Below are 13331 nucleotides of genomic sequence, written 5' to 3' on the forward strand. Positions count from 1 at the left end.
AAATGAAAGTACGTTATCGTGTTGTACCAAAACAGAATAAGAAATCATCCTTCTATGTGAACTGTCATAGCCAACATGTGACGATTCAAGCAGCAGACTCTGCATTTTCCACATTGCTTAGTCTACGTGAAAGGTTGTCTGCATGGTATAAGGAAAAAAATATCTCTTTTGATGATATTCCAACAAATACAGATACAGCTTGTTGCTTTGCTTGGAAGATAGATACTGAAACGGGTGAAGGATTAGATACCTATTATTATGGCGGTGGCTGTGGTGCTGGTGAATGGATTGAAGCGGCTGAAGCACAACGTGAAGCTGAAGAGGCTAAAAATCAAGAACCTAGAGGCAAGTCTTTTGCGGGTTATGACCAACAAGATGAATATGATGATGTAGACGAAGATGATTTTGCCCCATTTGTAGAAGCTATTGAATTAGGCTATTTCAACAATAGTCCAGTTGTTGTGTCTCGTTCTAATCATACGGCTGCCGAATCTAGCAGTAGTGATACTATCGCATCTGTGAGCAGTACACCTAAAGTAAGCAAAGGCTTTGGCCCTAAAAAAAATACAAAATCTACGGCTAAAGGAAGTGAAGGGGATGGTAAATATCCTCGTCGTGCACCAAAGGATGCACCTACTGATGAAGGCATGATTTTAGGACCTAAAATTGAAGGGGTCACCTCTAAAATCATGGGCACCTTGGATACACCTAGTGTAATTTTTGAAGGTGTCTTTGTAGGTTTAGATAAACGTGATACTAAGACTGGTAAAAGTATCGTTAACGGTAGCATTGTAGATGATACAAATAGCATTAAATTTATCAAGTTTACGAACAGCCCTGAAGAAGGGGATGAATTACTAAAACAATTAAAAGGCTTACAACGGGTTCGGGTACAAGGTAGTGTCAGCTTCGATGATCGTTTTGACAAGGATTATATCCTTTCTGTTCGCAGTATTGAAGCAATAGAAACTACTAGTGTGGAACGAACTGAAAATCGTCCGGACTCTCGTGTGGAACTTCACTTACATACTAAGATGAGTGATAAAGATGCCCTCGTATCTGTAAAGGATTTATTTAAAACAATTAAAAAATGGGGCCATCCTGCAGTGGCTATTACGGACCATGGCGTAGTACAAGCTTTCCCAGAAGCGCAAGCTCTTGGTAAGGAGTTAGGTGTTAAGGTTATCTACGGTGTAGAAGGTTACCTCATCGAAGATGAAATGGTAACAAAAGATGAAGAGCCTGTACTAGATAAGAAAAAGAAAAAAGAAAAAGATAAACGTTACCATATTATTTTGTTAGCTAAAAATATGGTAGGTTTACGTAATTTATATAAAATGATTTCCATTTCTCACCTTGAACATTACAAGGTTCGTCCGCGTTTGCCTCGTTCCGTTATTGAAGAACATCGTGAAGGTATTATCATCGGTTCTGCCTGTGAAGCAGGGGAGCTTATGCAATCCATCGTTCGTGGAGCTACAAAAGAAGAGCTTTTGGAAGTAGCATCCTTCTACGATTATCTTGAAATTCAGCCACATACTAACAATACGTTTTTGGTTCGTAAAGGTCTCATGCCAGATGAGCAAGCCCTCATCGATATGAATAAGACCGTTATCGAATTAGGAGAAGCCTTAAATAAACCTGTATGTGCTACTTGTGATGTTCACTACCTGACACCAGAAGAAAAAATTTATCGTGAAATCATGTTAACTGCATGTGGTTATCCAGATGCAGATGAACAACCAGATTTACATTTACGTACTACAGATGAAATGCTTGCGTCCTTCCCTTATTTAAGCGAAGAAAAAGCATACGAAGTAGTCGTTACTAATACACGTGCTATTAATGATAGCATTGAAGATATTAAGCCCGTTCCTGATGGTACATATTCACCTAAGATTGAAGGTGCTGACGAAGCTTTCACAGAAATGTGCTATAAAAATGCGAAGGCTATTTACGGTGATCCATTGCCTCGTGTCGTACAAGAACGTCTCGATTATGAATTGGATTGTATTATTTCCAATGGTTACGGCGTATTGTATTACATCGCTCATAAGCTGGTAAAAAAATCTCTTGATGATGGGTACCTTGTAGGTTCCCGTGGTTCCGTAGGGTCATCCTTTGCCGCTACCATGTCTGAGATTACAGAGGTAAACCCATTACCGCCTCATTATGTATGCCCTAACTGTAAATATTCAGAATTCTTTGAAAAGGGGGAATATGCAGGGGGCTTTGACTTGCCTCGTAAGGACTGTCCTGAATGCGGTCATGCTTTACAAACAAATGGTCATGATATTCCATTTGCTATTTTCCTTGGTTTCGAAGGTGATAAGGTTCCAGATATTGACCTTAACTTCTCTGGTGATTACCAAGCAAAAGCTCACAAATATACAGAAGAACTATTTGGCCGTGATAATGTGTTTAAAGCAGGTACAATTGGTACTATAGCTGATAAAACTGCTTTTGGTTATGTTAAAAAGTACGCCGAAATTAGAGATATTCAAGCTCGTAATGGTTTCTTTGAACATTTAGCAAAGGGCTTTACAAATGTGAAGAATACTACAGGCCAACATCCTGGTGGTATTATGGTATGTCCTCGAGATATGGATGTGCATCACTTTACGCCAATTCAACATCCAGCTAATAAAAAGGAAAGTGGCGTATTAACGACACACTTTGATTATCATTCCATTGAAGGTCGTATGACTAAGCTAGATATTCTGGGCCATGATGATCCGACCATTATTCGTATGCTAGAGGATTTGACAGGTATCGACGCCAAGACAATACCATTTGATGATCCAAAGACATTGAGCTTGTTCTCCTCTACAGAAGGGATTGGCTTAACACCTGAACAATTACAAGGTGACCAAGTAGCTAGTTTGGCTGTTCCAGAATGTGGCACGAAATTCGTACGGGGCATGCTTGAAGACTCTCGTCCGCAAACATTCTCTGATTTAGTTCGTATTTCTGGCTTTTCACATGGAACAAACGTATGGCTCGACAATGCGCAAGATCTCATTAAAAATGGTACTTGTAAGTTGAATGAAGCCATTTCAACTCGTGACGACGTAATGAACTTCTTGATTCATCGGGGCATGGATAGAAAGCATAGCTTCTTTGTAATGGAAAACGTGCGTAAAGGTAAGGGTATTGAAAAACGAAATAAACAAGGGCAAGCTACGACGGAATTTGAAGCAGAAATGCGTGAAAATAATATTCCTGAATGGTTTATTGAATCTTGTAAAAAGATTTCCTATCTATTCCCAAGGGCCCATGCGGTAGCTTACGTAATGATGGCTTTCCGTATTGCTTGGTTTAAGGTATATCATCCATTGGCATTTTATGCAGCTTACTTCTCCATTCGTGCGAAAGCCTTCGATTTACGGATCATGACAGGGGACCTCAAAACACAATTGACCGAGTTTAACCGTATCAAGGCTCTTGATCGTGCTGCCAGTCCTAAAGATAAGGACCTTATGAGTGCTTTGGAAGTATCTATGGAAATGTATCAACGGGGCTATCGTTTTATCAATGTAGACATTCAACACTCCGAAGCTAGACGCTTTAGCATTAAGGATGGTGCTCTATTACCTCCATTCTTAGCTATTGATTCCCTTGGTGAAACAGTAGCTGATGCTATCGTCGAGGAAAGAAATGAACGTCCATTTACATCTCTAAAAGACTTACAACGCCGTTGTAAAGTATCAAATACCATCATTGATCTTATGAAAGAACTCAAATGCTGTGGTGAACTTCCTGAAGACGAACAAATGTCACTATTTGGAGCATAATAAAATACAAGATAAAACTTAAATACAAAGTAAGCACTATATACCAAATGTTGATATAGTGCTTATTTTTATGTAGTTTGCTACAATATAATTAATATATATCATTGGTGCAAGGGAGTGTTGGGAAATGATAGGTAGTTTATTAAAATTATTAGGAATCTATTCATCAAATAGTAGTGTTTCTAAAGTGCCTAAACTAAATACAAAAGTAGAAGAAAATAGTAATGCTTTTAACATAACTGATCGACTTTCGAATCAAGCTGATGATATTAAACTTTGGGATATTAAGCCAGAAGATACTCCTGAATTAGAAGAATCAGATATTCCAGGTGTATACTTTAACGAATTCCGGGAATATGTAGATGAAGAGAGGAATGTATTATCTCCATCAGAGGTTGATGCGATACGGTATAAAGACGATTACGAGGACGATTATTATAGATAAAAAGGTGTCATCATTTGATGACACCTCTTTTTGAAAGTTTTGCAGTTTATTTATTTTGGCAGATTTTGTAAATTTCGCAATATTAGTATAGGGATTTATATTTCATCCAGTTTGTTTTGGCCATTTCTTTAAGCTCTGTACCACGGCCATCAAGGATTGCATTGATCAAGTATTTGCTGAAGCCCTTAGCTTGTTGATATGCAATTTTAGGAGGCATAGCAAGTTCTTGTTTATCTACGCGAACGTTAACGATGACTGGGCCATTATGGTTAAGGGCTTCCATGATTTTTTCATCAACTTCGCTAGAGTTATGAATGCTCACACCTTTGATACCAGCAGCTTCAGCAAGTTTACCGAAATCTGGATTTACAAAGTCTGTAGCGTAGTCTAGATAGCCGGAAGCTTTCATTTCCATAGCGATAAAGCTAAGTTCTTCGTTATTGAATACAAAGATTTTAACTGGTAAGTTAAGTTGTTTTAATGTTAACATTTCGCCCATCATCATTGTAAAGCCACCATCACCAGAGAGGGAGATGACTTGACGGTTAGGACATGCATTTTGAGCGCCAATAGCATGCATCATAGCATTCGCCATAGACCCATGGTTATAGGAACCTAAGATGCGACGTTTACCATTTGTTTTTAAGTGACGAGCAGTCCAAATAACTGGAGTACCTACGTCAAAGGTAAAAATTGCGTCTTCTGCTGCTAGTTTATTGAGGCGATTTACGAAGTATTGAGGGTGAATTGCTACACCATCTGGTTCAGCTACGGCATAACTATCTAAGTCAGCTCTAAATTTTGTATATGCTTTACGTACAGTATCAATAAATTCAGTATCACCACGTTGGCCTACAAGAGGTAATAATTCTTTTAACGTATCTTTTACAGTACCAATGATACCTTGTGTAAGAGGTACGCGACGACCTAAAGCGCTAGGATCTCTATCTACTTGTATTACTTTCGCATTTTCTGGATAGAATGGACGGTAAGGGAAGTCTGTACCAAGCATTACCAAAGTATCACATTGTTCAATAGCACGGTAGCCAGATGTATAGCCTAATAGGCCAGTCATACCTACATCATATGGATTTTCCCATTCAACCCATTCTTTACCTCTGAAAGCGTGTACAACTGGTGCTTGCAAGCGTTTTGCTAATTCTACCACTTCATCATGAGCACCTTCACAACCGGCACCACAGAATAGGGTAATACGTTTGCCTGTTTCTAAATGAGCCGCCATTTCTTCAATATCTTCTCGTTGTGGAACAATATGAGGTAAACGAGGTGGGTTCCACACAGGTAATTCATCAATTTCCATTTCCATAACTGCAACGTCCCCAGGAAGAACGATAACAGCAACATCTTGGTTACCAACAGCAGCGTTCATAGCACGGAATAGAAATTCCGGCATTTGCTTAGGATTGGATACAAGTTCGCAGAAACAAGAACATTCTTTGAATAGATTTTCTGGATGTGTTTCTTGGAAATAGTTCAAACCTACTTCAGATTGAGGAATGTGAGAAGCAATGGCCAATACTGGAACACGATTGCGATGACAGTCGAAGAGACCATTAATTAAGTGTAAGTTGCCAGGACCAGAGCTACCAGCACATACAGTTAGTTTATGAGTTAGGGATGCTTCTGCACCGGCAGCAAAGGCTGCTGTTTCTTCATGTCGTACATGTTCAAAAGCAATTTTACCATTGCGGCGTAAACTATCATTTACAGAGTTTAGACTATCTCCAGTGATACCGTAAATGCGTTCGATGCCCGCATTGGCTAAGACTTCTATAAGTACATCAGAAATTCGTTTTTTTGCCATATTATCACCTATATTTAATAATTACTATCATTAAAATATGGTTATTCAAACCATATATACTATATTAGACTTGTTTAACTTGTAATTATGTGATAAAAGTTACTATTTACTGTATACATAGTTTATATATGTTTATATTAAAAGTAAATATATATTATTATTTATATTATTCTAGTATTTGTGTTCTAAAAATTATATTTTAATCAAATTATTTAATATTCTTTCTCAATACAAAACTATTATTCTTGCATAACATTAATAAAAGTGTTACTATTAATTCATAAACAAAATAGATAAGTCTTTGGGGATAGGTGAAATTCCTTACCGGCGGTAAAGTCCGCGAACCTTTTTGGTATGAATCGGTGCAATTCCGATACCGACAGTAGAGTCTGGATGAGAAAAGACGAGGCACATTTGTTGTGCGCATTTATGATGACCCAAGGACTATGTAATAGTCCTTTTTTTATTGAGGTGATATGGTGGATGACGTAGTATATATGAAGCGCGCCATTGAACTGGCAAAATTAGCCACAGGTCACACCTCACCAAATCCTTTGGTTGGTGCTGTTGTGGTAAAAGATAATACAATAATCGGTGAAGGTTATCACCATAAAGCTGGTACAGCTCATGCTGAGGTGCATGCACTAAATCAAGCAGGTGATAATGCCAAAGGTGCTACTTTATACGTAACATTAGAGCCATGTTCTCATTATGGAAAAACACCACCTTGTGCGCTTCGTATCATTGAGGCTGGCATAGCTAAAGTAATAGTAGGTAGTACAGATCCAAATCCACTAGTTTCTGGAAAGGGAATGGAGTTACTTCGTGAAGCAGGTATTAAGGTTGTTTGCCCCGTATGTAGTGATGAATGTGCTGAACTAAATGAGCATTTCTTTACCTATATACAGACAGGTAAGCCTTTTGTCACTATAAAAAGTGCTATGTCATTAGATGGGAAAATTGCTACATCTACTGGACAATCTCAATGGATTACAAATGAGTCCTCTCGTCGCGATGGACATGTGTTGCGTGCCACGCATGATGCCATGCTCGTTGGAATTGGTACAATTTTGGCAGATAATCCACAGTTAAATTGTCGTTTAACGGATAGTGAATTATCAGATGCGTTATTAGATAAAAGCATACTTGATGAACCGATTACGATTCATCAACCAGATGTAATTATCTTGGATAGTCTTGGTAGAACACCTACTACTAGTCGCGTCTTTGAAATAAATAATCGCAAGATTCATATATTCGTATCTAAAGGTTGTCCTAAGGATCGGATACAAGTATTAGAACAAGTTGGTGCTCAAGTAACCGTAGTAGAATCTATTTCTACTCGTAAAAGCAAGAGCACAGACATTGTGATTGATATTAAGAAATTATCTATCGATGATATTCTTACAAAACTAGGTGAACTAGGTTACACATCTATTCTTGTTGAAGGTGGATCTGCAATTATCAGTTCCTTTGTGGAAACGAAGAACTTTGATAAGGTCGTAACATATATTGGAAATACCATTATTGGTGGTAACGATGCAACACCAGCTGTAGGAGGTCGAGGTTTTGAAAGTTTAAAGGCTTCGCCACAACTAACTTTCACCAAGATTAAAGTATTAGATAATAACATTCGCATTGAAGCGTATCGTCAAGGAAGGAGGGGCGCTTATGTTCACGGGAATCGTTGAAGAAATTGGCCGCGTCGAGAACATTAAAAAGGGCCCTAAATCCTTAACCATAACAATTCGAGGAGAAAAAATTTTTAGCGATTTAAAAGTTGGTGATTCCGTAGCTGTTAATGGGGTGTGCTTGACGGCCACAACGATTGGCAATAGTATATTTACAGCGGATGTGATGCCAGAATCCATTAAGATGACTACGTTTACTAATTTGAAAGTCCATCAACCAGTCAACTTAGAGCGAGCTATGCTTGCTAATGGTAGATTTGGTGGTCACATTGTGGCAGGCCATGTAGATGGTACAGGTCGTATTATTAATCGTGAACAAACCGATAATGCCATTATCTTTACTATCGAAACTCCAAAATCCGTTATGGATTATGTTATCTATAAGGGCTCCATTACCATCGATGGAATTAGCCTCACAATTATGCGACGAACAGAAAGTAGTTTTTCCGTCTCTATCATTCCTCACACTTTGAGTGAAACTATTTTAGGTTTTACTCATATTGGAACAGAGGTCAATTTAGAAACGGATATTGCTGGACGATATATTCGTCATTTTATGAATCTTGGTAGTGAACCTACCGAAGAAAAGCCTAAAAAATCTATGCAATCCCTCTTAGTAGAGAATGGATTTATATAAGTAAGGAGCGTTCCTATGAGCGAACAATTACATTCTATTAATGAAGTCTTACAAGACCTTAAAACTGGTAAACCTGTTATTATCGTTGATGATGAAAGCCGTGAAAACGAAGGTGATCTTATCATTGCTGCAGAGTTTGCGACGCAAGAAAACATTAACTTCATGGTTAAATACGCTCGCGGTATCGTATGTACGCCTATGCGCCGCGAAGCGTTAGAAAAGTTTGGCATTCCTGCAATGGTTACTAAAAATACTGATAACCATGAAACTGCTTTCACTGTTACTGTTGACCATGTAGATACTACAACCGGTGTATCTCCAGCAGAGCGTGCCTATACAATCCAAAAATTATTAGATCCATCTGCAAAACCTCAAGATTTTCGCCGTCCAGGTCATGTGTTCCCACTTGTCTATAAAGAGGGAGGCGTATTGGTACGACAAGGTCATACAGAAGCATCTATTGATCTTTGTCGTTTAGCCGGGTTACAAGAGGCTGCCGTTATTTGTGAAATCACAAAAGATGATGGCGATATGGCACGTTTACCGGATCTTATGGAATTTGCTAAAGAACATGACTTGAAAATTGCTTCTGTAGCAGAACTTATAGAATATCGTAAACAACATGAAGATATGGTTGAGCTTGGTGCTTGTTCTAAGTTGCCTACTAAATTTGGTGATTTTAATATCTTTGTATTTAAAAATGAATTAGATCATAAAGAGCATTTAGCTATCGTAAAGGGCAATGTTCAAGATTGTAGCGATGTGCTTGTACGTATTCATTCTGAATGTTTAACAGGCGATGTATTTGGTTCTAAGCGCTGTGATTGTGGCGAACAATTAGACAATGCGTTGCGCGCTATTGAAAAAGAAGGCAAAGGCGTTGTTGTATATATGCGACAAGAGGGCCGTGGCATTGGTTTGACCAATAAAATTAAAGCCTATGCATTACAAGAACAGGGCCTTGATACAGTAGAAGCAAATGAACAATTAGGCTTCCCTGCAGATATGCGTGAATACTCCTTAGCGGCTCAAATTATCCGTTTCTTGGGTATTAAAAGCATCCGCTTATTAACTAACAATCCCGAAAAGCGTCATGGCTTAGAACATTGGGGAATCAATGTAACTAGCCGTGTACCACTCATCATTGCTGCAAATAAATTTAATGCAGGCTATTTAAAAACAAAAGAAGAGAAAATGGGTCATATGTTAGAAGACTAATTAACTTTCACCATATAACTCGGTCGTTACATATATATTTCCTTAGATGGAATAAAGGAGGTCAATATAATGATGGTTCAAGAAGGTAACTTATTAGGTACTGGTAAGAAATTTGCTATTATCGGTTCTCGTTTCAACGAGTTCATTACATCTAAATTAATCGGAGGCGCTGAAGATTGTTTACTTCGTCACGATGTTAAACAAGAGGATATTACAGTAATTTGGGTTCCAGGTGCTTATGAGATTCCTTTGATTGCTAAGAAAGCAGCTTTATCTGGTCGTTATGATGCAGTTATTTGTGTAGGTGCTGTTATTCGTGGGGCCACTACTCATTATGATTATGTATGCAACGAAGTAGCCAAAGGTATCGCACATGTATCTTTGGAAACTGGTATTCCTGTTATGTTTGGTGTAGTAACTACTGAAAACATTGAGCAAGCTATCGAACGCGCAGGTACAAAAGCGGGTAATAAAGGTTATGATTGTGCGATGGGTGCAATCGAAATGGTTAACCTTATCGATCAAATCTAAGAATTGTATATATAACACTCAGTATCTTATGGTACTGGGTGTTTTTATATCATCGAAAATATGTTCTTTTAAATTTAAATAAGACCAGACGAACATATATTCTCTATTATTGAAAGTTAAATATTTGACATGATATACTATATAAGCAATATAAAAGTAATACCTTAATAAAATCAGTAGAAATAAGGAATGATAGAATGGATTATATAAAACGTTTTACAACCCGAGAAGGGGTTCGTATGTCTTTAGCTGTAACAACCGATACAGTTGAAACAGCTCGTGTACGTCATGATTTATGGCCTGTAGCAACAGCTGCTTTAGGTCGTGCTATGACGGGGGCTATCTTATTAGCTGGTGATTTCAAAAACCATGAAAACGTAAGTTTACGCATTAAGGGTGATGGTCCACTAGGTGTGGTGCACGTAGATGCATTTTCAGATAATACGGTTCGTGGGTATGTAGATGAACCTCATGTAGATGTACCATTAAAACATGCTGGTAAACTCGACGTTGGTGCCGCAGTAGGTCATAATGGGGAAGTACAAGTTACGCGATTTACACAATTGGCGCAAGACTATACTTCTACAAGCCCGATTCAAAGCGGTGAAGTAGCAGAGGATTTGGCTTACTATTTGTATGCTTCTGAGCAAGTACCTTCTACAATCAGCCTTGGCGTATTGGTAGATCCTGATTACCATACAGTTGTAGCTGGAGGTTTTATCGTACAAGCCTTGCCAGATGCGACAGATGCTGCATTAGCACAAGTAGAAAAAAACATTAATGAACTAGGTCCTGTAACAGAATATTTGAAAGCTCATCCAGATGGTAAAGGCCTTATGGAACGCGTATTAGACGGCTTAACTGTTAATGAGGTATATAATGAGCCTGTTAATTTCCAATGTCGTTGCGGTCGCGATCGTTTTGCTAGTGTTCTTATGACATTACGTGAAGATGATAAAAAAGCAATCCTTGAAGACGAGACGACAGAACTAGTATGTCATTACTGTAATGAAAAATATCATTTCAGTCGTGAAGAGCTACAAGATATGTTTGAGCCAAAAGGTCCAGTTCAATAATTATTATTAAAAATAAAATAACCCTTATAAAAATTACAGGCTATATGGTTTTTCCTATAGCCTGTTTTTGTATTCTATGAGAAAATAAAAGATAAGAGTTATTAATAATAGGAGGTCACAATGAGTGCAATCGGTGTAATTGGTGGTACTGGCGTTTATGATCCAACCATCTTTGAAAATATTCATGAAGAATCCTTAATAACACCATATGGTGAAATAGATTATGTACAAGGTACATACCACGGAAAAACAGTAATCTTTGTTGCTCGTCACGGCAAAGATCACACAATTCCTCCACATAAAATTAATTATCGTGCAAATATTTGGGGGCTAAAAAAATTAGGCGTTACATTTATTATCTCTACAACTGCGGTAGGTTCCTTGAATGAAAACTTCAAACCTGGTCATTTTGTTTTGACTGACCAATTCTTAGATTTCACTAAGAACCGCATCACTACATTCTATGAAGGTGGTGACCGTCCAGTAGCACATCTTGACGTAACAAATCCTTACTGCTCTGAATTACGTAATATTCTTCAAAAGGTTGGCACAGAACAAGGTCTTACCATCCACAATGGTGGTACCTATGTATGTACTGAAGGTCCTCGTTTTGAAACTCCTGCGGAAATTAAAATGTTCCATATGCTTGGTGGCGATACCGTAGGTATGACTAATGTACCTGAAGTTAATTTAGCAAATGAAGCTGAAATGGCGTATTCTACAATTTCTATGATTACAAACTATGCAGCAGGTATCTCCGAAGCTGCTTTAACACATGGTGAAGTAGTAGAAATGATGGCTGACATGGCGGCTCAACTTAAATCTCTTATCTTAGGTGCTATTGATGTAATCGATGTAGATACTCGTTATGACGCTCACAATCGCATGCATGAATATGGTGGTTTTAAACTATAATCAACTCATAATGATACACAATAGTTCATCGAAGGAGAAGTTATGATTAATATTGAATGGCGTAAAGATACGCTGGTACTATTAGATCAAACTAAATTGCCTACTGAAATTACATACGTTCACTGTACAGATTGGCGCCAAGTGGCCGAAGCTATTAAAATGCTTCGCGTTCGTGGTGCACCTGCTATTGGCGTAGCTGCTAGTTATGGTCTCATTTTAGCTGCTATGGAAACAGGACGTTTAGAGGCGCCATTTAGTGAACAACTTACAAGCTTATATGAGTTTAGTGAGACCTTAAAAGAAACTCGCCCTACAGCAATCAATTTAGCTTGGGCTGTAGATCGTGTCATTTCTCTTGTGAAAACTAATGTTGACAGTATGTCCTCAATGAGTGAAGTAGTAGACCTCATTACAAAAGAGGCTATTATCATTCACGAAGAAGATGTGTCTTTGAATAGACGTATGGCCGAAGCAGGGGCTACATTATTTGAAGATAAAAAGAATATTCGCATCTTAACTCATTGTAATGCTGGTGCACTAGCTACAGGTGGTTTAGGTACAGCTCTTGGTGTTGTCCGTAAATTACATGAAAATGGACAATTGGAACGCGTGTATGCTGATGAAACACGTCCATTATTACAAGGTGCTCGACTTACAGCCTTTGAACTTCACGAGGATGGTATTCCTATTACTCTTGAAACAGATAATATGGCAGCCTATGCGATGCAACATGGGTTAATTGATGCCGTTATCGTCGGTGCTGACCGCATCACTACAAAAGGGGATGTAGCCAATAAAATTGGTACCTATGGTGTGGCTGTACTAGCTAAATTCCACAATATTCCGTTTTATGTAGCCGCTCCTTATAGTACATTTGACTTTAGTCTGGAAAATGGTGGAGATATTCCTATTGAGATGCGCAACGAGGATGAAGTAACTGCTTTACACGGTGTTCAAACAGCCCCTAGTGGTATTGATGTACTTAATCCTGCATTTGATGTAACACCTCATGAACTTGTAACAGCGATTATCACCGAAGAGGGAGTATTGACTCCAAATTATGAAGAGTCAATCGATAAGCTACGCCAGATTGTAGAATCTAAATAGTCTATTATCTTAATGATTAGCTTATTAAGCATTCTATATATAAGAAATATATTATCTATATAATTAAGTATCTACAATGATATTAACAAAAT

Annotated in this window: 10 protein-coding genes and 1 riboswitch; of the genes, 9 read left to right on the top strand and 1 reads right to left on the bottom strand. The window is 38.1% G+C overall.

Going from position 1 to position 13331, the window contains the following annotated elements; all coding sequences use genetic code 11:
• Positions 1 to 2: 2 nt before the first annotated feature.
• Positions 3 to 3794, top strand: coding sequence for a PolC-type DNA polymerase III (locus ACLRYO_RS02150; protein WP_278618101.1), 3792 nt, complete (start codon positions 3 to 5; stop codon positions 3792 to 3794).
• Positions 3795 to 3921: 127 nt separating this feature from the next.
• A complete protein-coding gene (locus ACLRYO_RS02155) occupies positions 3922 to 4239 on the top strand; it encodes a hypothetical protein (RefSeq protein ID WP_120054800.1) in 318 nt (105 codons plus the stop codon).
• 82 nt (positions 4240 to 4321) lie between these two features.
• Here the strand turns inward: ACLRYO_RS02155 and poxB are convergent, their stop codons facing one another.
• Positions 4322 to 6064, bottom strand: a complete 1743-nt coding sequence (gene poxB / locus ACLRYO_RS02160; protein WP_008713952.1) for a ubiquinone-dependent pyruvate dehydrogenase — start codon at positions 6062 to 6064, stop codon at positions 4322 to 4324.
• Between the two features lie 293 nt (positions 6065 to 6357).
• A riboswitch (FMN riboswitch) is annotated at positions 6358 to 6473 on the top strand.
• 67 nt (positions 6474 to 6540) lie between these two features.
• On the opposite strand from poxB, the gene ribD reads away from it, so the two are divergent.
• The 7 genes from ribD to mtnA all read left to right on the top strand — a co-directional run bounded on the left by ribD (position 6541) and on the right by mtnA (position 13239).
• Positions 6541 to 7755, top strand: a complete 1215-nt coding sequence (gene ribD, locus ACLRYO_RS02165) for a bifunctional diaminohydroxyphosphoribosylaminopyrimidine deaminase/5-amino-6-(5-phosphoribosylamino)uracil reductase RibD (RefSeq protein WP_004697371.1) — start codon at positions 6541 to 6543, stop codon at positions 7753 to 7755.
• Complete coding sequence (locus tag ACLRYO_RS02170) at positions 7736 to 8392, top strand: riboflavin synthase (protein WP_004696980.1); 657 nt, start codon at positions 7736 to 7738, stop codon at positions 8390 to 8392. Before ribD ends, ACLRYO_RS02170 begins: the two co-directional genes overlap by 20 nt.
• Before the next feature lie 15 nt (positions 8393 to 8407).
• Positions 8408 to 9610 (top strand): bifunctional 3,4-dihydroxy-2-butanone-4-phosphate synthase/GTP cyclohydrolase II, encoded by a 1203-nt coding sequence (locus ACLRYO_RS02175; RefSeq protein WP_004697328.1) that lies wholly within the window; start codon positions 8408 to 8410, stop codon positions 9608 to 9610.
• Positions 9611 to 9679: 69 nt separating this feature from the next.
• On the top strand, positions 9680 to 10141 hold the full coding sequence (gene ribE / locus ACLRYO_RS02180; RefSeq protein WP_004697404.1) for a 6,7-dimethyl-8-ribityllumazine synthase: 462 nt from the start codon (positions 9680 to 9682) through the stop codon (positions 10139 to 10141).
• Between the two features lie 197 nt (positions 10142 to 10338).
• The gene (hslO, locus tag ACLRYO_RS02185; RefSeq protein ID WP_120054799.1) at positions 10339 to 11217 is read left to right on the top strand and encodes an Hsp33 family molecular chaperone HslO; all 879 of its coding nucleotides are present in this window, start codon (positions 10339 to 10341) and stop codon (positions 11215 to 11217) included.
• A 120-nt stretch (positions 11218 to 11337) separates the two neighbouring features.
• Positions 11338 to 12132 carry an S-methyl-5'-thioadenosine phosphorylase gene (gene mtnP, locus ACLRYO_RS02190; protein ID WP_120054798.1) on the top strand — a complete coding sequence of 265 codons (795 nt, stop codon included), beginning with the start codon at positions 11338 to 11340 and terminating at the stop codon, positions 12130 to 12132.
• A gap of 42 nt (positions 12133 to 12174) precedes the next feature.
• Positions 12175 to 13239 (top strand): S-methyl-5-thioribose-1-phosphate isomerase, encoded by a 1065-nt coding sequence (mtnA, locus tag ACLRYO_RS02195; protein WP_120054797.1) that lies wholly within the window; start codon positions 12175 to 12177, stop codon positions 13237 to 13239.
• Positions 13240 to 13331 lie beyond the last annotated feature (92 nt).

It is taken from the genome of Veillonella parvula (assembly GCF_047241225.1).
GTDB classification, from domain to species: Bacteria; Bacillota; Negativicutes; order Veillonellales; family Veillonellaceae; genus Veillonella; species Veillonella parvula_O.

What these genes read in the sequence shown, in the direction of transcription:
- ACLRYO_RS02150 (WP_278618101.1), top strand. Translation starts at nt 3, where the DNA reads ATGAAAGTACGTTATCGTGTTGTACCAAAACAGAATAAGAAATCATCC.
- mtnP (WP_120054798.1), top strand. Translation starts at nt 11,338, where the DNA reads ATGAGTGCAATCGGTGTAATTGGTGGTACTGGCGTTTATGATCCAACC.
- hslO (WP_120054799.1), top strand. Translation starts at nt 10,339, where the DNA reads ATGGATTATATAAAACGTTTTACAACCCGAGAAGGGGTTCGTATGTCT.
- ribE (WP_004697404.1), top strand. Translation starts at nt 9,680, where the DNA reads ATGATGGTTCAAGAAGGTAACTTATTAGGTACTGGTAAGAAATTTGCT.
- poxB (WP_008713952.1), bottom strand. Translation starts at nt 6,064, where the DNA reads ATGGCAAAAAAACGAATTTCTGATGTACTTATAGAAGTCTTAGCCAAT.
- mtnA (WP_120054797.1), top strand. Translation starts at nt 12,175, where the DNA reads ATGATTAATATTGAATGGCGTAAAGATACGCTGGTACTATTAGATCAA.
- ACLRYO_RS02155 (WP_120054800.1), top strand. Translation starts at nt 3,922, where the DNA reads ATGATAGGTAGTTTATTAAAATTATTAGGAATCTATTCATCAAATAGT.
- ACLRYO_RS02175 (WP_004697328.1), top strand. Translation starts at nt 8,408, where the DNA reads ATGAGCGAACAATTACATTCTATTAATGAAGTCTTACAAGACCTTAAA.
- ACLRYO_RS02170 (WP_004696980.1), top strand. Translation starts at nt 7,736, where the DNA reads ATGTTCACGGGAATCGTTGAAGAAATTGGCCGCGTCGAGAACATTAAA.
- ribD (WP_004697371.1), top strand. Translation starts at nt 6,541, where the DNA reads ATGGTGGATGACGTAGTATATATGAAGCGCGCCATTGAACTGGCAAAA.